The sequence below is a fragment of the Marinovum algicola genome (assembly GCF_900109145.1).
GTDB lineage: Bacteria > Pseudomonadota > Alphaproteobacteria > Rhodobacterales > Rhodobacteraceae > Marinovum > Marinovum algicola.
On record NZ_FNYY01000027.1, the window covers coordinates 31385 to 53640 of the forward strand.

Here is a 22256-nt window from a genome sequence, read left to right on the forward strand (position 1 = left end):
CGTATCCCCCTCAGTGCACCGATTTCGCCATGCGCCCGACAAGCGCCCGGCTGATGATTGCGCAGAGCACCATGGTCAGCACGCCGACGGCGGCCCCCTGCCCCATGCGGAAGAATTCAAAGCTCTGTTCGAAGGTCAGGATCGACAGGGTCGTCGTCGCGCCCAGCGGACCGCCCTGGGTCAGCACGTGGATGATGGCAAAGTCGCGGAACACCCAGAGCGTGGTCATCACCATGGTGACACCGACCACCGGCAGCATGTTCGGCAAGGTGATGTACCAGAACCGTTGCCAGACTCCGGCGCCATCGACCTTGGCCGCCTGGTATTGCTCTTCCGGGATCGATTGCAGGCCGGCCAGAAGCATGATCGACATCAACGGATAGCCTTTCCAGATCATCACGAAACAGACGGCGGCAAAGGCGGCGGTCGGGTTCGAGCCGAAGGCGATCGGCTCGCTCACCAGGCCCGAGGTCAGCAGGACCCAGTTCACCAGGCCGAAAGAGCTGTCCAGCATCCAGGCCCAGATCACCGTGGCCACCACCTCGGGCACCGCCCAGGGCAGCGCCACAAAGAGGCGCGCCGCCGCCCGGCCGCGGAACTTCTGGTTCACCAGCATCGCCGTAGCAAAGCCGATGATGACCGAGAGACCGCCCACCACGGCCACAAGCTTGAACGTGACCCAGAGCGCGTGCCAGGTTTCGCCCGAGCCGAACAGCCATTGATAATTCTCCAACGTCCAGGGTTCGCCGCTGTCGCCGATGCGCGCGATGCGCACATCCTGCATGCTGATGCTGACGGACAGCAGGATCGGATAGACGATGATCACGGCCATCAACAGCACGGCAGGCGCCAGCAGTAGATAGCCGAACTTGGCGCGGTGGCGCGGGGCGCTGAAATCGATGGTCGGGATCATCCAGCCTCCGGTTCTGCCGCGATGATGTGTGGTTGTGTCGGTCATGAATGTCTTGCCCTTGTGCGGCCGGGCCCCGGGCGGGGCGCCGGCCAGTTGGCTGAAAGGTCAGTCCTTGATGCGCGAGACCTGCTCTTGCAGGCGCTTGGCGGCCTCGGCCGGATCAAGATCCTGCAAGATCATCTGCTGGGCAACCTTGTAGAACACCTTGACGACCTCGTTGTTCTCGAGCTCCAGGCCCTTGGGCAAACGGTCGACATTGGCTGCCGCCGCATCCGCGGCCGCCTTGGCCAGCACCTCGAAAGACGGGTTTTCGGCCATCAGCTCGGAGTAATCGAGGCCCGGGCGCGGTGCCGGCGTCTTGGCCCATTCGGCAAATCGCTGCTGGTATTTCTCGGATGCGGTCAGGGCGATGAAATCCCACACCAGCTCCTTTTTCTCTTCCGAGATATCCGACGGCATGCCCAGCACGTTCGAAGTGCCCCCCAACGGCGGCGAGAACGGCGACTGCGTGATCTTCAGGTGCTGCTGCACCTCGGGCGCGGCACTGCGGAAGGTGTTGTTGATCCAGCCGCCATCCACCGTCATCGCCAGCCGCCCTTCCAGCAGCAATTGCCGGACATCGGCCGAAGACAGCTCTTTCGGCGTCAGGTTTTCGGTAAAGAGCTGCTTGTAGCGCGCCAGCCCCTCGACCACCTCGGGCCGGTCGAAGGCGGGCTCGCCGTCCAGGGTCCAGGCGCCGCCGGTGTCGAGCACGAAGTTCTGCGCCTCCTGCATGACGCTGGCCGGATCGTCGAACGGCAGCGCGATGCCGTATTGATCGAGGATGCCGTCGCCATCGGTGTCCTGGCGCAGTTCGCGTGCGGCATGCAGATAACTGTCCCAGTCGGTCGGCACCGGAATGCCGGCATCGGCAAAGATCTTTTCGTTATAGGCCAGCACGAAACCGGTGTAGAGCAGCATGATGCAGACCGTTTCGCCTTCCCATTCGCAGGTCGTCTGCCCGGCCCAATTGCTCAGGTCGATGCCTTCCTCGGCAATGCGCGCGTCCAGCGGCTCCATCCAGCCCTCGTTGGCGAAAGGCTGAAATTCGAAGGCGGCAAGATGCACGATGTCGGGCGGGTTGCCACCGGCGAACATGGTGAACATCGTGTCGGCATATTCCGCCCGCGACACGCGGCTCATGTTGATGGTGGTGCCGGGATGGGTCTCTTCGAACTCGGCAATGATCTCATTCCACCAGTCGCCATATCCCGGCTCGTCCTTCATCCAGCTGACAAAGGTCAGCGTTTCGGCGCTGGCGGGCAGCGCGGTCAGCATGGTGCTGGCGGCCAGCAGCGCGCCGATGGCGGTTTTTCTCAGGGTTGTCATAACGGGTCTCCTCCTCGTTGGTCTGTTCTAAAGGCTCAGTAGGGGTTTCAGATGCGCCATCCCCGCCGCGTTGGGGATGGTGCCGTGGCCGGCGCTGTCCGGGATTCTGAACGCCCCGTTTTCGCAATCTGCCGCGCCGTCGAGCAGAGCGGCATTCGCCGGATAGATGGTGTGCTGGAACTCATGCGCCTCGGCGCCGGTGGCCAGACCGGCGCGCAGGCTGGCATTGGCAAAGAGCCCCAGCCCGATGGTGGCATGCGGAATGACCTGCGCGCCGTCCTTGCGTGCGCGCGCGGCGATGCGGGCAAACTGGGTCACGCCGGTGTGGCCCATCTCGGGCTGCACGATCGCTGCGGCGCCGGCGCGCGGACGATAATCCCATTCGCTGCGCCATTCCTCGCCAAGCGCCAGCGGGCAGGCGATGGACTTGCCCACCGCATGCTGCGCCGCGATGTCCTCGGAGGCGACCGGCGCCTCGAAGAACCAGGGATCGAAGGGGCGCAAGCTCTCTGCCATGGCGATGGCCTGATCTGCGGTGCAGGTCCAATGCACATCGACCGCGATCTTCTGATCGGCGCCCAGCCCGCTGCGCAGGCTGTCGAATTCGCCGGCGATGTCGCCATCGTCGCTGTGGCTCACCGGGATTTTCACCTTGTCGAAGCCGCGCGCCTGCCAGCTCTGCGCCAGTTCCAGCCGCGCCGCCCTGGTCGCCTCCGGCAGCCCCGAGACATAGGCCGGAAGTTCGCCGGCGCCGGGCCGGCCAAGCGCCGCTTGCAGGCTCTCTCCCCGGCTGCGCGCATAGAGATCCCAGAGCGCGATATCCAGCGCCGCCAGCGTGTCGGCCAGATAGCCGCCCCAATAGCCCCGCACCCGCTGCAATTCGTAGAGCGCATCCCAGGTGGCATCCGGGCGAGCCGGATCCAGCATCATCAGATAGGGGCCGAGCAGATCCTCGATCAGTGCCGCCACCGCCTTGGGCGCCACCAGCCCATAGGTCTCGCCCCAGCCGATGGCGCCATCGGCATCGGTCAGCCGCACCACCACCGAACGGTCGAAGCGCGGATAGACCGTGCCATTGAAGCGCCGCACGATGTGGCTGTCGCCGAGGGCAAATTCGCCGTCTCCCAGATCGCCGAGATAGGCCGCCTTGCGGTCGCGCTCGAAGACAAAGACGTCGATGCGTTCGATCTGCTTATGCATCGGCCAGCTCCCGCGTCAGGCTGGCGCGTTCATAAAGCTCCAGCACCAGTTCTGTCAGCTCGCCATCCATTTCGGGCAGCGGTTCGCGCACGTCGTCGCATTCGATCAGGCCGCGATGCTTGAGGATCAGCTTGGTCAGCCGCATCCGGTACGGTGCCTGGATCAGCAAGAGCGGCAGGCTGCGTTCGTAAAGGCGCAGCGCCTCGGCCCGGTCATGCGCCGCATAGGCGCGGTAGAGCGCGACATGCAGATCGAGCAGTTCGATCGCCGGCATGGTGGCCATCGCCCCCCGGTCGAGCTCTTCCAGCAGGTAGCGCGCGCCGCCGCCGCCGATCACCCCGTCGAGATCCGGGCCGCACCCGGCGACCAGCCGCGAAACCTTGGGTCCCGAGGGGATGCCTTCTTCCTTGACGTAGCGAATGGCCGGCACCTCGGCGGCCAGCGCCAGCATCTCGTCGGCACTCAGATCGGCGCCGCGCGGCTTGAACAGGTTTTGCAGGATGATCGGCCGGCCCTCGCCAAGCGCGGCGGCAATGCGGCCGAACCATGTGCCGCAATCGCCCTCCATGCCGGGTACGGCCATCGCCATGATGCCATCGGCGCCGGCCTCGACCGCCATGCGGGTGATCTCGACCATCTCGGCCGGATCGGAAGAATTGACACCGGCGATGACCGGCAGCCGGCCCCGGGCCACATCGGCCACGAGGCCCAGCGCGCGGCGGCGCTCTTCGGCGCTGAGGTAAAGATCTTCGCTGGCGACGCCGGGAAAGACCAGTGCCGCCGCGCCCGCCTCGATCGCATGAGCCGCGACTTTCCTGAGCGAGACCTCGTCGACCTCGCCGCTTTTGGCAAAGGGGGTCGGGACGATGGGCAGGACACCCTTCAGCGCAGCTTTCATCTTGTGAGTCTCACTATTTGCAATTGCCGTTTCATAGTTGAAACTTACCGAGGCCCATCGTAACCTGTCAATGCGTTTTTGCAGCACGAGGAGCATTCACCATGGCGCAGCCATCCTTCATCGCGGTCGATTGGGGCAGTTCGTCCTTTCGCGCTTGGGCCGTCAGCACAGCCGGCGAGGTGATCGCCGCGCGCAGCGGGCCGGACGGGCTCAAGTCCGTGAAAGACAGGGATTTCGAGGCGGTGATCCGCCGCCATTGCGGCGACTGGCTCGAGGCCGATCCGACCCTGCCGGTGCTGACGCAGGGCATGGTGGGCGCGCGCGGCGGCTGGCAGGAGGCGCCTTATGCCGCCTGCCCGGTGCGGTTTGCCGATCTTGCCGCCAATGCCGGCCGGTTTCACATCGGGGCGCATCCGGTGGTGATTCTGCCCGGCGCCTGCATGAAGACCGACACCGGCGGCGACGTCATGCGCGGCGAAGAGGTGCAGATCCTCGGTGCCGCCATACTTACTGGGCGCGACGAGGCGGTCATCTGCATCCCCGGCACCCACAGCAAATGGGCCCGGCTCGCGGCCGGCACGCTGAGCGGATTTCAGACCTTTGTCACCGGCGAGCTGTTCCAGCTCTTGTTGAACTCCAGCCTTGTCGGCGCGCTGGCCGAGGGCGACGAGATGCAGGAGGCGGCTTTTGGGCGCGGGCTCGACCGTGGCGCGGCGCTGCCGCTCTCACATGCGGTCTTTGCCGGTCGCGCCTCGGTGCTGACCGGGCAGATGCCCGGCACCGAGGTTGCGGCCTTTCTCTCGGGCGTGCTGATCGGGGCGGAATGCGCCGCCCAACCCGCCGATGACAGCCCGGTTCTGCTTCTGGCCAGCGGTGTGCTGGCCGACCGCTATGCCCGCGCGCTCGATCATTTCGGCCGTGTCCATCTGCCGGTGGACGCCGATGCCGCCAGCCTCGCCGGGCTGACCCGGGTGGCGCAGGATCTCTGGCCGAGACGGGTGGCCGCATGAGCACGCCCGCCGTCGCCCTCAATCATGTCGCCCTCGCCGCGCCCGATCCCGAAGCCAGCGCCGGCTTTTACCAGGCGTTCGGCTTTGTCTGGGGGTTCACCCGCCATGACGCCGCCGGCCGGATCGCGCTGCTCCAGATGCACCGGGCCGGCGGCTTTATCGAGCTTTTGGCCGATACCGAGGGAGTCGCGCCGGGCCATTTCGGCCTGCACACCGCCGAGATCGCCCCAATGCTCGAGCACCTTGCCGCCCAGGGCATTGCGCCACTGCATCCGCCGCGTCAGGGCGCCTCGGGCGTGATCTGGACCTTCTTTGCCGATCCCGCCGGCAACCGGGTCGAGCTTACCGCCCCCTGCCCGCGCGCATGAAACCGGGCCCCACAGCCTCGGGCCAATTGCTGGCCCTGGTGGCGCTGTTCAGCGGCGTCGCCTCGGGCGTGGTGCTCAAGGCGATCGGCGCCACGCCGCCGGGCGAGGCCATCGCGCTGCGCTCGGCCATGGCCTTTGCGGTGCTGGCGCTGGTGGTGCTGGCGCGGCGACGCGGCGAAGCGCGGCTGATCGGCCCGCGCGGCGGGCTGCGGGCCGTGCTCGACGCGGTGGCGGCACTGTGCTTTTCGCTGGCGATCTTCGAGATTCCGCTGGCGCTGCTTGCCGCGATCCACGCCACCCTGCCGATTGTCTCGGTGATCCTTTCGGGCGTTCTGCTGAAAGAGCGGTTGCGCGCGCTCAACTGGCTGGCGCTTGCCCTGGCCTGCGCCGGAACGCTGCTGATCCTGCAACCCGGCCTGGCGTTTTCGCCGCTGGGCATCGGGCTGGCCCTGATTTCGACCTTGGCCTATGCGCTGCGCGATATCGTTACCCGGCTGCTGCCACCCAGGACCGATACAATTCGCATCGCGCTGGTCTCGCTGGCGCTGGCCGGAAGCCTGGCCGCGCTCCTGCCGGGACAGGCCGGGTGGGTGATGCCGCCGGCGCGGGACCTCAGCCTGATCGCGGCCGCGGCGGCCGGGTTCATCGGCGCCAATGTATTGATCATCGCTGCCCTGCGGCGCACCGCACTCAGCCAGATCGCCCCGCTGCGCTATTCCAGCGTGCTCTGGTCGCTGGGGTTCGACGCCCTGCTCTGGGGCTACCTGCCCGATCTCGCCGGCTGGACCGGCATCGGCCTCATCCTGCTGGCCGGGGCGGTGCAGATCCGCGCCGGCCGCCCGACGTTTCACAAGGACCTGCCATGACCCGCAAACCCAACATCCTCTTTTTGCTGCCCGATCAGCTCCGCCACGACTTCCTGGGCTGCTATGGCGCCGGTTTCCTGCGCACCCCGGCGCTCGACAGTCTGGCTGCCGCCGGCACCCGGTATGAAACCGCAATCTCGCCGGCGCCGATCTGTGTGCCGGCGCGCGCCTCGATGCTGACCGGCCAGCCGGCGCATGAGACCGGCATCCTGCACAATCTCTGCTGGCTGCGCCCCGACCGCCGCGCCATGGGCATTGCCACCTGGCCCGAGTTGCTGGCCGGGGCCGGCTATCACACCGCCGCCATCGGCAAGATGCATTTCTATCCCTGGGACCGCGCCGAGGGGTTTCAGCACCGGGTGATTTCCGAGGACAAGCGCCATATCCATGTGCGCGACGATTACCACCACGCGCTGACCGCCGAGGGCCATGGCAAGCTGCACGGCCATCAGATGGCCGGCTATGTCGAGACCAAGGGCGCGGCGATCAACCCCCTGCCCGATCATCTGCAACCCGACCGCTGGGTGGCCCGACGCGCGGCCGCGCATCTGCGCGGCATGACCGGCGACCAGCCCTTTGCCATGATGGTAGGCTTTCCCGGTCCGCATTGCCCCTATGACCCGCCCGCCACGGCGCTGGACCGGGTTGATCCCGCCGGCCTGCCGCCCGCCCTGCCCCGCACTGAGGAAAGCGCGGTCCTGTTGCCCGAACTGGTGGCCGGCTATCGCCGCGACTGGGCCGAACTGGATTATTCCGAACTGACCGAGGCGCAGATCCGCACCATCCGCCACCATTACGCCGTGTCGGTCGAACGGCTGGATGAGGATGTGGCGCTGCTGATCGAGGCCCTGCGAGAGACCGGCAAGCTCGACAATACCATTGTCGTCTTCTCCTCTGACCACGGCGATTACCTCGGGGATTTCGGCCTGATGGGCAAAGGCTTCTTTCACGAGCCTTCAATCCGCGTGCCGCTGATCGTGGCCGATTTCCGCCAGCCCGAGGCGAAGGTCGAAACCGCGCCGGTGACGCTGGTCGATCTCTTCCCGAGTTTCCTGACCTGGGCGGGTCTGCCGCCGGCCCCGCAATCGCGCGGCGCTGTGCTTGGCACCGCGACGCCCGACCGCGCGATCTTTGGCGTCACCTCGCGCGGTGTGATGCTGCGGCAGGGACGCTGGAAACTGGCCCGCTATCACGCCGGAAGCGAAGCGCTGTTTGACCTGGGCGCCGATCCCGGCGAGCAGGAGAACCTGATCGCGGCGCGCCCCGACATCCGCGCCCGGCTCGACGCCCTGCTCACCGCCGAAATGTTGCGCGGGATGACCGCCGGCCATGCGGACAAGACGGTGGCAGCGGCCAAATCGCCACCCGAAGGCGCCTTTCACGACCGGTTCTGGCACCGCCCCTACCCTGCGCCCGCCGGATGACGGGAACAAATTTCTCGCGATATTGCGGATTTCATGATGTCAGGTGATGACCGCGGCGGCAGGTTGCGCTAGAATTTCAGTACTTGGCGCTTGGGTTGAGTCCGGCTGATACCGGGATCGACGGCCGCCGGGCGGGGGCGCTTTCTGGCTGGTATTTGCCACATAACCGCCCCTATCTACCTGCTCCAGCTACGTCCGATAACTCTGAAGTGACAGATGGTGGGCTGTCGTGCTGCCTGCCGGCTCAGCCGGCCATGGAAACTACCTTCGAAATGCAATTGTCCTGGCCCGGCAAGCGCCCCCCATGCCGCCCCAGCCAAGGTGCTGGTGGGCGCAAAAGGCTTTCGGTTTCTCGGAGAAAACTTTGTCGATACTGTCTGGGCCGACCGCCGGTTCGCGGACAATTGGCGTGTCGAGGAGGTCGTCACCGCGATAAACGGGGAACAGCTCTCGAGCGCTGGCGATGTCGAGGGGAATGTCCTCGGCATCCTGTTCCAGAGGCACCGCCGCGCCAAGGCCGGCAAGCGGGTTCTTACGGGCTTGATCGGGGAAAGCGCATGCATTCCCGCACCATTGCCCGCCGGTTTGGCAATACAACCCAAGCCGCTCCAGCGTCGCCGCATCCTCAGCGGCAAGATTGGGAAGGGTAGGGGCCAGCGCGACAAGTCTTGGAACGGCTCAACCAACCGGAGCGTCGCAAGCACGATAAGCGGATCGAGAGCGTGACATTCAGCGACCTGAACTCTGAGCCGCGTTGCGTGCTGCAATGCCCCAGCCCAGAGCCTCGTTTTGCGGATTGGCGTCAATGAGCTGGTCATGGAGCGGACGGCCCGTGACTTCGGACAAAATTGTCCGCGGACAACGGTTGGGCTCCATCGCGCAATCATTGCGAAAACCCGAGAGAAACCGGCGGGGTCGATGGCGCAAGATTGCCCAGGTCATGTCCGAGACAATCGACGCACAAGTTGTTCCGGGACAAAGCCAGCGCTGTTCTTTCCTGACGTTATCGAGCGAAAGTAGGCGCCGACCTTCTGGATTTTCTCATGGAATTGCATGACGGCCCAGACAGTCAGTGCCGCGCCTTCTATGCCCAGTCGCTCCTGTGCATCTTGGTAGTTTCGTGAATCGATCCCGAGCATTGGGGCAAGAGTTCGGGCATGGGAAACCACGTCGGACATGGTCTTCACTGGCGACAGTGAAAATTGCGCAGCTTCGGGGCAGGCGCTCAGGATTTCCTGAATGGTGATCTTTGGCGCTTCGGACCGTGATGGAGGCATTTTGGATTGGCTCGGGTCTTTAATATCAATATTTTCTTTACTTGAGTTATGATGGTGCCGGACAATTTGGCCGTGGCTGTCGGACATTTTTTCTTCTCTGGCGTCGGTGCATTCGTACGGTTGTTCGATGTCCCTGGCTTCGATGTCGAGGCTGGCCAACAGGTTTTGGCAGTCCTCCAGTGAAAGATTTCTACGAAGGGCGCGGATAGCCATTGTGGCATCACTGTTGTCGGGATCGGTTCGTAGGATTTCATTTGCGGCGGCGCGTATCTTGGTTTTGAGATAGGCGATCTGATCGTTCTTGCGAACGGCCTCGGCAGCAAGGTCAACAAGCTCGCGAAAGCGCTGGAACAACGGCGACAGGTCGAACCCGAACCGAAGTGCGGTTCCCTCCGTCCTGTTCTGGCGGCAGAACCGTTTCCGGTTGGAACTGTCCCGCCGGACGAGAAGGCCGCACTCCTGAAGGATGGCGGCATGGCGCCGAATGGTCCGGTCAGAGATACCGTTTCGGCGGAAGGCAAGCGTGGCATTCGATGCGAAAACGGTGTTGTGGCGCCGCTTCGGGGGAAGACATGACAGCATCGCGTCGAGCGTCGCAATGACTGACGCTTTCAGCCCCATCAAATGGGCTGCCTGGCGCAGTGTGTCGATGACGATGTGCCGTTCGGGGCGGGCGTTGTCCGCGGACAACAGTTCCCGGTTCCGCTCTCCTACGGAGGCGGATGCTTGCGTAAATGCCATGAATTTTTCACGACAACCGGTCGGGAAAGGGCCCAGCCCCCCGTTTTCTTGAGAAAAGGCAACAAAAAACCGTTCAACCGAATCGGTTGTTGTTGACTGTTACGGAGAAGCTGGTAAATCTGAGGGTGCTAAGAACAGATTGGGCTCTCCAGGGGTGACCTTGGGGGCTCTTTCTTTTTTTGGCTGTGTGTCGTGCTCCTTGTGGTTTTTGTTGCTCTGCTCGCCTGTGTATCAGTCGGATTGCCTGTCCGACTTCCACGCCTCATAGAGACGCTTCAGCTCAATTTCGGCATTGTCCCGCATCCATTGAGTGAATTCCGGGGCGTCGACCTTGGACATCTTCACGGTCAGTGCGCGTGGGCTGTCCTTGATCTCAGCCAATGTTTTGCCGTCGTTCGCCATGACCTTTTGTGCCGCGGGTTTTGTGGCTTTGGCGGCCTTGGCGCTATTGGATACAGCGTCGCTGACACGCGCAAAGCGGTCGTCCGAGGCAGGGATCTTGTCGAGTGCCAAGTCCGAGGCCACTTGAATAAGGTCAGAATTGCTGCCCTTCACCTTGTCGGCGAGGTCTTCCCACCGGCGGCGACCGACACCATGCGCCGAGCCGATCATCTCGATCACCGGTTCGGGGATCGATCGCGCCACCTTGGTCATGCGCGACAGCATCGGTTTGTCGATGGCCAGGGCGTCGAGGATCACGGGCTGTTCATAGCCCGTGTCGCTGAGCTGTGCCGCGAAAAGAGCCTTTTCGATAAAACTCGGGTCCAGCCGATGTGAGTTTTCCTGGCCTTGCGCCAGGATCGCCTCTTCGTCGGAAAGCGTGCGCACCAGGGCTCTGGCCGCCAGTCCGATCGATTGCAGTGCCCGCAACCGGCGACGACCGTAAACGATCTTGTAGCGCCCGGGCTTTTCCGCAAGCGGACGCACCATGATCGGCACCTGCTGGCCGTGTTCCTTGATGCTTGCCGCAAGCGTGACCACGTCGGCGTCGGAAAAGGCAAGGCGGTCCTTTGGCCCGTCTTCCTCGATCAGGTCGACGGGAATTTCCCGGACCGCATTGCTGGAGAGATCCTTGAGCGTCGATTTTACGCCGCTCATCGCGCCCGTGTTCGGGAAGCGGGGCTTCGAATCCTCGGAGGAAACAGCAGCGGCGGCATCCGGCGGGGGCGGGGGCTGGAACAGGTTTCTACGTGCCATCAGTCGACGGTCCTCCCCCAGGATTGTTGGATTGTTTTCTCGAATTCGTCCGCGACGCCGTTCACACTTTCCATGATCCTGTCCAGGGTCTTCTTGACCACCTGGCTCGGTTCCAGCTCATAGATTGTCTGCTGCGTCATCCCGGCGTCGGAAATCGCGGTGGATTTCAGCATCGGCGTGGCAAGCACCTGGTCGAGCAGAATGGACCTGAGGAAACCCGCCATCTGCGATTGCGGCACGTCGGTCGGCTCGAACCTCGCAACGAGGTATTTGAGGAACGACCAGTCGATCGGCCCCGTCGCTTCCTCAAGGGTGCGAACAGTCTCTCCGGCCATCTCAAGGAATTGCGCCATCGAAGCAACATCGAGCATGCTGGGTACGACGGTGATCAAGAGACCTGTGGACGCCAGCAAGGCAGTCATTGTCGTGAAGCCCAGCTGAGGCGGACAATCGATAATCACCAGATCGTAATTGGCTTCGATTTCATCGAGTGCGATGGCCAGTCTTTGCGTAAAGGGCGGGTCGACCTTGTGCTGAAGTGCATAGGCGGTTTCGGTTTCATACTCGGACAGCAACAGCCCGGCAGGTGCCAGGTCGAGGTTGTGAAAGTAAGTCTTGCGCACCACCTGGCTCAACGGCACAGGGTCTTCGTACTTCAGCGCATCGTATATGGTTCCGCTCTCGGCAAACTCGATTTCCGGGCGATAGCCGAACATCGTCGTCAGACTGGCCTGGGGGTCCATGTCCACGGCCAGCACGCGATAGCCCCTGAGGGCGTATCGCTGGGCCAGGTGGATCGCGGTTGTCGTCTTGCTGGACCCGCCCTTGAAATTCACGATGGAGAGGATCTGAAGCGCGTCACCGTCCCGCCGACCTGGCAAGTAGGCGTCGCCGTTGCGACCGGTTTTTGCCATCACCTTGCGGATCTGGTCGATTTCTTCCGCAGTATAGAGGCGTCGGCCTCGGGAATCCGTCTCGACGTCGGGAAAGTCACCCTCCTGGTGGCGCGTTCGGAGGTTCGACATACTGATGCCTGTCAACTCGGAAACTTCGGCAGGGTGGAATTTGCGCAGGGTCTTTCTGCTTTCCGGTTGAAAGCTGTTGCGCATATGGTGGTTCAGGGCTTCCGAAAGTCGCGCCGCATCCGTGGAAATGGATCCTGCAATAGACTTTGTGCCGGGGAAATCCGCCTTGCTGTTCATGCTGCCCTCGTGACCTCTTGGTGGGTCGATTATGTTTCGTCGCTAAAGTGCGTGATTTTCGCGTTCTTGCGACTAGAGCACTCATCGCACGCAACTTATCCCCAGACAACAATTTTTTTAAGCTGGTGGATGGCGGAATTCCGATAGCGGTTGGGGGTGCAGTATGGTGGTATGGCGTAAGTATTTGGAAAATAATGATAACCTCTGCGAGAAGGGGCTGTTCGCGAATAAGTTGCCGTGTTGCCTTTGCCTGCCCCCGGGGGACACGGCAAGCTTTGTCTGCGAATCGTGGCACTTACGAAACGCATGACGGCAATCTGGGGCCCGCTCAGATAGGCCCAAGGCGCTTGGCCCGCGCCAGCAACATTCCGACCGAGGACGACTGTCAACGGGTGTGGCAATGCAGCGTGAATTCGTGCCTCGCCTCCGGCCGGCCGCAGATTGCCTGCAACGGAATGCCCGCGTCCGCGTCCTTGATCGCGGCGACATTGGCGGGCAGGCGATCGTCACGCACACAGGCTTTCACGGCGCGTAGCGGGGGCTTTGCATCCCGTGTTGATCCCGGGGCAGGGGGCATGGACGCAGAACCGCTTGGGTAATGTGCAAAAGTCACGTATTTTGCACATATGAAACCGCAAGAATCTACCTTTAATGACCTTTCCGACGATCCTCTCACCACCACCGAAGAGGATGAGGAGACTTCAGAAGATGTCGCGTTTAATTCCCGATTTCAATTGAAGCAGAAAGCTGAAACTGAAGCGCTGGAATTTCATCTTAGCGCTTCACCAACGCGTCAAGATTCCTGAGCTTCACAGCCCTGCGGCTTTGGTCAGGTTCACCCTGAACCTGTCGCGCCTGCGCTGGTAACGCCGGGTCATCTCGGCCGACGCATGTCCCAGGTGCTTTTGAACATAGCGCTCATCAACCTCTGCCGACGAGGCGAGCCCGGCGCGCAAGGAATGTCCAGAGAACATTGCCAGCCTTTTGGCTTCCGGCAGATCGGATCTGACGCCGCTCTTCAGAACGGTTGCCTTGATCAGCCGAGCGACGTGCTTGTCGGAGAGGCGGGCCTCGAGGGCACGTTTGCCGTCCCGCGAGGTGCGCACGAAGACCGGCCCAAAGTCGATCTTCGCAAAGTGTAGCCATTGCTCAAGTGCGTGGACAGGACAGGTCTGGTCGCTTGAGCCGCGCCCAACCTCGACCTCGCGCCACCCGGTCTTGGCGTTCAGTGTCAGCAGAGCGCCATCTTCGAAAATCTCGATCCAACCGCCGGAGCCCGGTGTATCATCCTTGTGCACGTCAAGGCTCACGATCTCGGAGCGACGGAGACCTCCAGCATAGCCCAGAAGTAAGATCGCCCGGTCTCGAAGCCCGCGGAGATCATAGGGAAGGGTGCCCACCATGGCCTGGATGTCCTCGGGCAGGATCGCTTCCTTCTGAACCGGCGGACGCGCGTGTTTGCGCCTAATCCCGGCCAGAACGGTGGCGACATGGCGGTCCTTGCGATCAAGAGTGAACCCTCGCTGCCTGTAATTCCAAGCGATGCCGGAGAGGCGCCGCTCAATGGTGGAGACCGAGAGAGCAGGGGCCTTCCCGGTCGCGGCGGCCAGATCAGCCAGATAAAGTCCAACCATCTCCGGCGAGGGGGGCAGAGGCTCCGTGCCTTTCAACCGGCACCAGCGGGTGAAGTGTTTCCAGTCGGCGGCGTAGGCCTTGTTCGTGTTCCCAGCCGTCGAGGCCTCGGCATAGTCCCGGGCGGTATCGATCAGCCGGTCGAGCGCGCCGGAGCCGGCCACATGGGCGGGCAGAGCGATTGAGGCTCCGTCCCGAGAGGTTCTCTCGTCGCGCTCGTCACTGTTCGGCGCGGTATGGGGTGCTGAGCTCGAAATCTCTGCGTCAGACGCGTCAGAATCCTCGATTTTGGTGCCGCTATTCGTGATACTGCTCATGTTTCCGAGCATATCATTTTTCCGTCCGATAATGAAAAAGGTTTGTGGCCGCTGGATGCGCGTTATCCAGCGGCGATAAATCTGCCTTGGACGAAAGCGCGGGCAGAATTTGGGCCTATGGGAATTGCTCTGAACGACTGAGCTCGGTGGCTGTCTGTGTTGCAGATTTTGGGGTGGGGTGGATGCCGAGTTCGACAAGAAACACCTGTCGTTCTTGCAAAACGAGGGCCTTTGCGCGCGCGGTTCCTGAGCATTTGTCGTGCTTTCGAATTTGAGCCACACGGACCCGTGCGGTGCCGGGGCGCCGCAGGTCAAGACAAAGGTTCTGCCCTTGTTTCATGCGGCGGTTCTCCAAGGTGGCGAGCGAGATTTCGGGGTCTTGCCGCGCTCGAATGCATCGATGACGACCATGCTGCCGCCGCATTCCGGGCACGTCAGACTCGAGGACTGTTCGTCCGGAGGGCCGGTCTTGTCGTCTGATGCTTCCTGGTCGTCTTGCGCCTCTGCGGCCAACAGTAATCTGATGGTTTCAAGCCTTGCGCGGCGGATGCCGTTGGCAAGGAAACCGGTATGGCGGATCCGGTGAAACCCCGGAGGCAGAACGTGGGTCAGGAACCGGCGAATGAACTCCCCCGTTTCGAGACGCATGACCTTCTGGCGATTGCGGTTTCTAATCCTGTAGTCCTTCCATCGGAACGCAACCGTCTCGGCATCGGCGCTGACGAGGCGCGAATTCGGAATCGCCACCCTGTGCGTGTACCGGCTGAGATAGGCGAGAACTGCCCCGGGTCCTCCGAAGGGCGGTTTGGCGTATACCACCCATGCGGTCTTTCTGAGCGGTGCGAGGTGGGTCTTGAAGATGTCCGGGCTCGTCAGATGCGCCAATTGCCCGGAGAAGGCCAGATTTCCGGACCGATGAAGAGCCATCAGTCCTTCCAGGAACAAACGCCGGAACAGACGGGACACGACCCTCACGGGCAGGAAGAACCCCGGACGGCAAGCAATCCAGTGCTTGCCGCAGGGCGACAAGCCGCCGCCAGGCACGATGATGTGCACATGCGGGTGATGCGTCAGCGCCGATCCCCAGGAGTGCAGCACACTCGTCATTCCAATCGTCGCGCCCAGATGCTTGGGATCGGCGGCAATCGTCAGAAGCGTTCTTGAAGACGCCTTGAACAGAAGATCGTAGACAGCCGCCTTGTTCTGCAAGGCGATCTTGGCGATCGTTGCGGGCAGGGTGAAGACAACGTGGAAATATTCCACTGGCAAGAGGTCGGAGACCCGGGCCTGCATCCAGTGGTGGGCGGTGGCCCCCTGGCATTTCGGGCAATGCCGGTTGCGGCATGAATTGTAGGAGACGTGCTGGTGTCCGCATTTGGTGCAAGCCGCGACGTGTCCGCCCAGAACAGCCGTCCGGCAGGTTTCAATTGCCGACATGACCTTGAGTTGCGCCTGGCTCAGGTGACCAGCATTGGCACGACGCCAGGCAGGTCCGTGGGCTCGGAAGATGTCCGCGACTTCGAGTGCTGGTCGGGACATTGGGGACCCGCCGTCAGCCGCTTCCGCCTTTCTCGAGGTTCAGCAGATCCAGAGGGCTCGTCACGTCCCGGATCATCTTGATTGCAACCTTTGTGTAGACGGTCGTGGTCTCCAGCGTCGTGTGACCAAGCAGCACCTGGATCACTCGGATGTCTGTTCCGTTTTCCAGCAGGTGCGTGGCGAAACAGTGCCTCAACGTGTGGGGCGAGACGTTTTTCTTGATATCTGCAAAGTCGCACGCGGCGTGGAACGCGCGGCTCAGCTGGCGGTTTGAAATCGGGTTGGCCGGGTCGCGGCCGGGGAATAGCCAGCCCGCAGGACGCGTTTCCCGATAGTAGGCGCGCAAAAGCTCGAGAAGGGTGGGCGACAACATCACCTGCCGATCCTTGCGGCCCTTGCCTTGCTCGACGCGGATCAGCATGCGATCGCTGTCGATATCGGACACTTTCAGATGCGTGACTTCATTCGCCCGCAATCCGCAACCATACGCGACACTGAGAGCGGCCCCATACTTCAAGCCCGGACCCGGCGCCGCGGCCAGAATTCGCGCGACTTCTGCGGCGCTCAGTACGACCGGGATCTGCTTGGCGATCCGCTGGTAACGAAGGTAACGTTTCATTTCGGACCGGTCGCAGGTCACCGAAAAGAAAAAGCTGAGCGCAGTCAGCCGGTGGTTGAAGGTCGGCGCGCCGGTGCCCTTGTTCGTCATATCGAGCTGAAACGCGCGCAAGTCCTCGGGCGTGGCCAAATCGGGCGACCGCCCCAGAAATCTGGCAAACTCGCGCACTGACCGCAAATACATCTTCTGGGTGATTGGCCGCAGGCCCTTGATGCGCATGTCGTCTAAAAACCGTTGCCGTAGGGCTGGAACATGTTCGCTGGACAAAGGAACCTCCTGTCGTTCGATTGAGAAGGTCCCAATCAAACGACGGTCACACCTATCCGCAAAGACCACAGTCGACCCGGCGTAGTTCGGCGGTAACGAGCGCCAATACCGCGTGAGCGGTTTCGTCCAAGGCAAGCTTATTGGACATAAACGGATACGGCAAAGCGGGGCGGTTTTCCCAGTATGTGGTAGAACAAAGCGCCGCCATCGGATAGTGTTGTGGCATGGCATATGCTCGAGCGACCTTCATTGACGACCCTGATACCCTACCTCGGATGCCGCCCTGGGTCACTTCCGCACGCCCCGAAACCCATGAAGATATGGCGTTTTTGTCGGGCGCGGCGCTGGCGCATCTGCATCTGGTGGTCGGGCGCGATGACGTTCCCCAAGCCTTGTTGCGGGAAAGTTTGGCGCTGCGCGCGGCGGAGGCTTGTGTGGTACATTCGGGGCGGCCGGAAAGGGCGGCAGACTTGCGGGACGCGTTGGCGTTTCTGCAGCCGGGTGACAGCCCGGGGCCAGCGGGCGAGAGTTATCTTTCTTGGCGGCGCGCGGTGGAACGACCGGTGGCGGCCAAGGCATTGAACCGGGCGCTGCCGACTTTGGAACCGGAACAGATCGCAACCTGGCTCGAAGTAGTGAAGGCGGCTCCGGTGACTCAAGCGGCCACCGTCCTGGAGGCCGTTCTTGGAGATCGACCCCGCGACCTCACCTCCGCACTGATTCTCGCGGATGCAACTTTGGCGCAGGCGCTCGGGTGGAGCCATGTCCTGCCGCTTCTGGCACTCGGCCTCAAGCGCGGTGATCTTCGAAAAACCGGCGAGGAGTTGCGGCTGATCTGTCATCAGGCAATTGGGACGGCAGCAGTTGAGACAACGCACCAGGCCATCGATCTGACACGACGCGCAGCCCGGCTCAAAGAGGCCGCGCCGAAACTGCGAGCCAGGGGTTCTGACAAGGCAGTGGCCGACTTTCTGGCCCGGGATGCCATCGCCCCTACCGCGCTTACCTCACTGCGGTCCGACCGGGCAGCGCGCCGCTTTTGCGACCGGCTGGTGGCGTTAGGGGTCGCCCGAGAGCTCACCGGGCGTGACACGTTCCGCCTTTACGGGGTCTAGGCATGGTCAAAGATCACGCCGAAACCGACCTCGACCGGGAATTGGACGATCTGCCAACCGAATTGCGCTGGCGAGAATGGAGGCGGCGGATTGAAGCCGTTCTCTTCGCCAGCGCATCGCCGGTGCCGCGCGAGGACCTCGCGCGCGTGGTGGGGCAGGGGGCTTCGGTCGATCTGTTGGTCGAAGACCTGGCCGCCGATCTCGAAGGACGATCCTTCGAAGTGGCGCAGGTGGCCGGCGGCTGGATGCTGCGGACGAGACCGGCCTATGCGGCGGCGATCAGGACGGCCGCGGATGTCGGCGATCAGGATCTCGATCTGCGCGAATACGATGTCGCGGTCCTGGCCGCCATCGCCTACCACCAGCCGATCACAAGAGACGGGCTGAAGGACATCTTCGGCAAGGAGATCAGCCGAGATCTGATCGGTCGGCTACATGCCCGTGGCCTGATCGGCACCGGCCCACGGTCGCCGCGGCGCGGGGCACCCTATACCTATGTGACGACGGAGCAGTTCCTGGTCGCGTTCGATCTGGAGTCGCTGCAGGACCTGCCCGATCGGGAGCAGATGGAGGATGCAGGTGTCATCAATTCCCAGGCGTAGTCGTTGCCAATGATGTTCGACGGTTTGAATGAAGGCGGATGATGGCTCGCTGTAAGGCTGTCAAATCAGGATGTCCGGAGCGTTTCTTTGTTCCCGGTGTTATCTGTGACAATATCTCTGCACTCAATGACGCCACCAGGTCGGAATGCTTGGACGCTGCCAGTGCAATGCGGGTCCAGAGCTCAATTGCGGGATGCTCGGAATATTTTTGGAGGGGCATCATTCCTTCGGTCAACTGGCGGAAGAAAAGATATCGGTCGCGAATTGGAAGACGTGAAATCGATTTGGGTTCCCCATCGAACGTGAAGCAAACGGTCCCAAGCATGGCGGGCAGGGAGGTCCTCCCGTGCAGTCCATGTCCCGCAACATGCATTCGAAGCAGATCGTCGAGCAGCCGCTCGAGACGATGCACATTATACTCGGCGGGCAGCGTGGGTTTTCGGAGATCTGCGTCGCACCAGACACAGAAATGTTGCGGCAGAAGCCGGTTTTGTCGAACAGGCGCGATGCCGCCACGGCAGGTAGGGCAGTGGTCGCGCAAGCGGCATCCATGCCGAAAGCAGGAAACGCGCGTTGCCAAAGTCCAGCCGCGTCGGAAGTACGGTGCGAGATCCTCTTTCAGGCACACTGGACAGTATTGCAGGCGATTGAACTGAGCGGTCGATGTGCCAGGATCTCCAGATCCACTGTTGTGCCGCAAACGCAACCGGGCTAGCGGGTCGCGGTTCAAAGCCAAGCCATCAATATCCTCGGTAGGTAACCGCGTTCGCTCGACCAGCAAATTGAGGATTCGCCCGGGAAGGTCTCGGTCAAGCTTCGCAGACCAATCTCCAACTGCGACATCCAGAACCCGCCCAAAATATTGAGGTGGAATTCCATTGGCCATGGCCAGCCGATGCAACCAGCTCGACAGCAGCTCTCCGGGTACCGGTGCAACAACGACGGGCCAGCCTTGCCCCACCTCGTTGCCGTAGTCGCGCGCAGGTGTGACCGTGATCTCGGACGCAGACTGGTTCACATCATTTCGCGGCGCAAAGGCGCATTTCGGCGTTTCGACAGGGGCGTGTAACCAAGCGAGGTAATGGTCGCCTCAGAAATGTGTTCCTCGCCGTTCCTTATCGCCTTGATGGCCGCGCTGCTCACGATATCGACGACCTCTCCGATCAAGCCCTCTGACAATTCATGGATGATCTCAGCCAGTGACGGTCGCGACAGGTTCGAGGCGCGGGCGAGAGGGATGCTGGTTTCAAGACTATCGAGGAGCGTCGCGAAATCCTCGTCATACGCCCATCTGGGAATAGGGATCGTATCGAACCGCGATCCCATTTCCTCGGTGTCGTGTACCGCGTCATAGACCGCAACCTCGCCAACCAGTACGGGCGAAATGTCGTGGACACGTGCGATACGGCGCAGGAACGAAAAGATAGATTTCACGTCCTGTCGGCGCCCTCGAAGGGCGCTGTGAAACTCATCGAAGATGAGCAGGCGGGGTTTCAAGCTGTCCAGCAAATGATCCACCTGCTCGCCCGCGCGCGACAGGCTCCGCCAACCAGATGCCTGAGGCGCGCGCAACCCGGCAAGAATGCTGGCATAGAAGTGAGACAGTCCGGCACCTTCTCGGGTCTGGATCACCCAGATCCTTTGACGTTCTGACTGCCGCAAATGTTCAATCGCAAAGCGTTCGGCGATCATCGTCTTGCCATTGTGATAGGGGCCTGTCAGCAAGAGCCCTCTGGGACGCAAGGTTACTGGCCGATCAAGCAGCAGACTCATGGCGTTATGGGCGCGACTTGCAACCGGATGGCTGATCCAACGGGCCGACCGGATATGGGCGATGCGGCACGCGTCACCAGCATCGAGAAGTGATGCGGCGGAGTCTAGGAGGTGATCAATCATTTCACCAATCCTCAACCGGAAAGACGCGGCGCGGGCGCTCAGGGTCAGGTGTTTCGCGGATTGGTGTCGGGGAAGAAGTGAGGCTCTGGTAGGGTTTCGGCGCATGAGCCGCATGCCTGGCCCGTGCGACTTCCTTCAGCCTTTGCTTCTTCGATGCCGAGGCATCTACCGTCGCCGCGATTTCGCGGCGGATCGCGGTCTTCTCCTCGATCGGGCGTCGGCCGGTTTCGCGCGCTCGGCTTCTCTCGGCCCTGTGCTGCCAGAGGGTGACCGCCTCAAGCAGTCCATCCCGCCGCTCCACAGGGCGCCAGGCTCCTGTATCGGGATCCTTGATGTAGATGTGACTAATGTCCCGAGGATCATAACGAACATCGAGAGCACCCAATCGATCACGGCGGGCGACCAACGGGCCCAACCATGGATCGAAATAGTCGTTGGCAAACAGGCTGACACCTTGAGGTGAAATCCTGCGTGTCTTGTTCGGGAGAAAGCTGAGCAGAACGTCGAAAGGGTTGTCTTCCGGGCCGTCCGGCTGACGGCATTTTCGTTCCCATTCATTGGTCGGGACTGTCAGCTTGCGTTCATTCTGGCTAAGATTGTGATCGATAATCGCCAGCGCGATACAGCGTTCGAGGTCTGCAAAGTTGAGCCTCGCACGGTCTTCGGACAGATACTCACCCCGATCCGCGATGGAACGCCCGGTCTTGCCAGGCAGGGAGCGCAGCACCGTATTCACCTTGCCTAGAAGTCGTTCGACAACCCCGCCACGATGGACGGTCCCCTTGTTCCGGCTTTGAATTGCAATCCCGTACTCGGCACAACCCAGGATGAAACTGGTGCTTCTGAATTCCATGGCGGAATCCACGACGACCATCTTCGGGCGGCCAAACATCGGCCAGGAATGATTGATGTCGCGCGCTGCCAGCCAGTCCTCCTTGCGGCACATCGCCTGCGCCAGACAGAGGGCGACCGACAAGCGTGAGGGCTGCTCAAGGGTCAGGCAGAAGCCGATAATCGCGCTTGTTGCAACATCAGCTGCGATGGTGAGATAGGGGCGTCCAACATAGATGCCCTGACCATCGATGACTTCCACAAACTGGATGTCGGCGGGGGTATGGTCTATCTGGACGACATCGAGTGCGTGGTTGGCCCGGATATAACCTGGGCGGGGTTTCAGGCGCCGTAGGTTTTTTCCTCCTGAATGTCGCCGTCGTGCAATCTCCTCGGGCGTGAACAGTCGTGGGATACGCTTGGAAACGGTGACATAGGCAGGCGGATCAAGACCCTCGCTGTCACAACGGGTGCGGATTTCATCGACAATCGGCGCAAGGTCCGGTTGCTCGGGCTGAAGCCACATCTCCCGAAGGGTTGCCAAAATGATTTCCTCAACAGCCGGGCTGATCCTCGCGCGCCTAGCTCCACCTGTCTTTGGCAACAGCGAAGACACCCGATGTTCGGTACGATATCGGCGCAGGTGGTTGTAGACTTGGCGCGTCGAGAGACGCAATTCGGATGCGGCCCGAGAAACTGCGGTGCGCATAGGCTCTTGCCCGTCCAAAATGCGATCCAGCTCTCGCGCGATACGCGTTGCCTTGGCCCAAGCCTCGTCAGACGCTTCGTTTTCGCGCAGCGTCATGAACCCGCCGCTCCACGGTTTCTAAACCCCATCTTCTGCCCCATGTTCTCGCTTGTTGAAACGCGAGCTAAAAATTGAAATCGAAACGTAAAATACCACGTCGGATTACGCTTCATCCTACTGGAATCCTGTAAGAACTTTTTGATGAAACGGCAAAGCAATTGCGACA

21 protein-coding genes are annotated in these 22256 nt (G+C 62.0%); 7 read left to right on the forward strand and 14 right to left on the reverse strand.

The window, feature by feature from the left end; translation table 11 throughout:
• Positions 1-10: 10 nt before the first annotated feature.
• The 4 genes from BMW90_RS23135 to BMW90_RS23150 are packed head-to-tail and all read right to left on the reverse strand — an operon-like array spanning position 11 to position 4379.
• Positions 11-958 carry a carbohydrate ABC transporter permease gene (locus tag BMW90_RS23135; RefSeq protein ID WP_244526597.1) on the reverse strand — a complete coding sequence of 316 codons (948 nt, stop codon included), beginning with the start codon at positions 956-958 and terminating at the stop codon, positions 11-13.
• 60 nt (positions 959-1018) lie between these two features.
• Complete coding sequence (locus BMW90_RS23140) at positions 1019-2281, reverse strand: ABC transporter substrate-binding protein (RefSeq protein WP_074839729.1); 1263 nt, start codon at positions 2279-2281, stop codon at positions 1019-1021.
• A 27-nt stretch (positions 2282-2308) separates the two neighbouring features.
• The gene (locus BMW90_RS23145) at positions 2309-3481 is read right to left on the reverse strand and encodes a mandelate racemase/muconate lactonizing enzyme family protein (protein ID WP_074839733.1); all 1173 of its coding nucleotides are present in this window, start codon (positions 3479-3481) and stop codon (positions 2309-2311) included.
• Positions 3474-4379, reverse strand: a complete 906-nt coding sequence (locus BMW90_RS23150) for a dihydrodipicolinate synthase family protein (RefSeq protein ID WP_074839736.1) — start codon at positions 4377-4379, stop codon at positions 3474-3476. The genes BMW90_RS23145 and BMW90_RS23150 overlap by 8 nt, the downstream gene beginning before the upstream one ends.
• 101 nt (positions 4380-4480) lie before the next feature.
• Between BMW90_RS23150 and BMW90_RS23155 the strand changes: the two genes are divergently transcribed.
• The 4 genes from BMW90_RS23155 to BMW90_RS23170 are packed head-to-tail and all read left to right on the forward strand — an operon-like array spanning position 4481 to position 8047.
• The gene (locus tag BMW90_RS23155) at positions 4481-5389 is read left to right on the forward strand and encodes a 2-dehydro-3-deoxygalactonokinase (protein ID WP_074839738.1); all 909 of its coding nucleotides are present in this window, start codon (positions 4481-4483) and stop codon (positions 5387-5389) included.
• Entirely contained in the window at positions 5386-5757 is a 372-nt protein-coding gene (locus BMW90_RS23160; protein WP_074839741.1) for a VOC family protein, read from the forward strand. Before BMW90_RS23155 ends, BMW90_RS23160 begins: the two co-directional genes overlap by 4 nt.
• Positions 5754-6623 (forward strand): DMT family transporter, encoded by an 870-nt coding sequence (locus tag BMW90_RS23165; RefSeq protein ID WP_083416177.1) that lies wholly within the window; start codon positions 5754-5756, stop codon positions 6621-6623. The genes BMW90_RS23160 and BMW90_RS23165 overlap by 4 nt, the downstream gene beginning before the upstream one ends.
• Positions 6620-8047 (forward strand): sulfatase family protein, encoded by a 1428-nt coding sequence (locus BMW90_RS23170; protein ID WP_074839747.1) that lies wholly within the window; start codon positions 6620-6622, stop codon positions 8045-8047. The genes BMW90_RS23165 and BMW90_RS23170 overlap by 4 nt, the downstream gene beginning before the upstream one ends.
• A gap of 938 nt (positions 8048-8985) precedes the next feature.
• Here the strand turns inward: BMW90_RS23170 and repC are convergent.
• The 4 genes from repC to BMW90_RS27105 form a co-directional block, all read right to left on the reverse strand.
• A complete protein-coding gene (gene repC, locus BMW90_RS23180) occupies positions 8986-10065 on the reverse strand; it encodes a plasmid replication protein RepC (protein ID WP_074839757.1) in 1080 nt (359 codons plus the stop codon).
• A 231-nt stretch (positions 10066-10296) separates the two neighbouring features.
• On the reverse strand, positions 10297-11262 hold the full coding sequence (gene repB, locus BMW90_RS23185) for a plasmid partitioning protein RepB (RefSeq protein ID WP_074839759.1): 966 nt from the start codon (positions 11260-11262) through the stop codon (positions 10297-10299).
• Positions 11262-12464, reverse strand: a complete 1203-nt coding sequence (gene repA / locus BMW90_RS23190; protein ID WP_048534232.1) for a plasmid partitioning protein RepA — start codon at positions 12462-12464, stop codon at positions 11262-11264. Before repA ends, repB begins: the two co-directional genes overlap by 1 nt.
• Before the next feature lie 385 nt (positions 12465-12849).
• Positions 12850-12978: a hypothetical protein gene (locus BMW90_RS27105; protein ID WP_409359788.1), complete on the reverse strand. Its 129-nt coding sequence runs from the start codon at positions 12976-12978 to the stop codon at positions 12850-12852.
• Between the two features lie 112 nt (positions 12979-13090).
• On the opposite strand from BMW90_RS27105, the gene BMW90_RS26900 reads away from it, so the two are divergent.
• Entirely contained in the window at positions 13091-13270 is a 180-nt protein-coding gene (locus BMW90_RS26900) for a hypothetical protein (RefSeq protein ID WP_211569021.1), read from the forward strand.
• A gap of 3 nt (positions 13271-13273) precedes the next feature.
• Here the strand turns inward: BMW90_RS26900 and BMW90_RS23195 are convergent, their stop codons facing one another.
• The 3 genes from BMW90_RS23195 to BMW90_RS23205 all read right to left on the reverse strand — a co-directional run bounded on the left by BMW90_RS23195 (position 13274) and on the right by BMW90_RS23205 (position 16838).
• Positions 13274-14413, reverse strand: coding sequence for a tyrosine-type recombinase/integrase (locus tag BMW90_RS23195; protein ID WP_054540615.1), 1140 nt, complete (start codon positions 14411-14413; stop codon positions 13274-13276).
• Positions 14414-14749: 336 nt separating this feature from the next.
• A complete protein-coding gene (locus BMW90_RS23200) occupies positions 14750-15952 on the reverse strand; it encodes an IS91 family transposase (RefSeq protein ID WP_074837534.1) in 1203 nt (400 codons plus the stop codon).
• A 13-nt stretch (positions 15953-15965) separates the two neighbouring features.
• On the reverse strand, positions 15966-16838 hold the full coding sequence (locus BMW90_RS23205) for a tyrosine-type recombinase/integrase (RefSeq protein ID WP_074837535.1): 873 nt from the start codon (positions 16836-16838) through the stop codon (positions 15966-15968).
• Positions 16839-17062: 224 nt separating this feature from the next.
• Between BMW90_RS23205 and BMW90_RS23210 the strand changes: the two genes are divergently transcribed.
• Together BMW90_RS23210 and scpB are read left to right on the forward strand one after the other, a co-directional pair.
• Positions 17063-17953, forward strand: a complete 891-nt coding sequence (locus tag BMW90_RS23210) for a DUF1403 family protein (RefSeq protein WP_074837536.1) — start codon at positions 17063-17065, stop codon at positions 17951-17953.
• Between the two features lie 2 nt (positions 17954-17955).
• Positions 17956-18555 carry an SMC-Scp complex subunit ScpB gene (gene scpB, locus BMW90_RS23215; RefSeq protein WP_074837537.1) on the forward strand — a complete coding sequence of 200 codons (600 nt, stop codon included), beginning with the start codon at positions 17956-17958 and terminating at the stop codon, positions 18553-18555.
• On the opposite strand, the gene BMW90_RS23220 is transcribed toward scpB, so the two are convergent.
• Genes BMW90_RS23220 through BMW90_RS23230 form a run of 3 tightly spaced genes read right to left on the reverse strand, consistent with a single transcriptional unit; the run spans position 18539 to position 22087 of the window.
• Entirely contained in the window at positions 18539-19573 is a 1035-nt protein-coding gene (locus BMW90_RS23220) for a TniQ family protein (RefSeq protein ID WP_074837538.1), read from the reverse strand. The two genes, scpB and BMW90_RS23220, sit on opposite strands and share 17 nt — an antisense overlap.
• Positions 19570-20451, reverse strand: a complete 882-nt coding sequence (locus BMW90_RS23225) for a TniB family NTP-binding protein (protein WP_074837539.1) — start codon at positions 20449-20451, stop codon at positions 19570-19572. Before BMW90_RS23225 ends, BMW90_RS23220 begins: the two co-directional genes overlap by 4 nt.
• A 1-nt stretch (position 20452) precedes the next feature.
• The gene (locus BMW90_RS23230) at positions 20453-22087 is read right to left on the reverse strand and encodes a Mu transposase C-terminal domain-containing protein (protein ID WP_054540545.1); all 1635 of its coding nucleotides are present in this window, start codon (positions 22085-22087) and stop codon (positions 20453-20455) included.
• Positions 22088-22256: the final 169 nt, after the last annotated feature.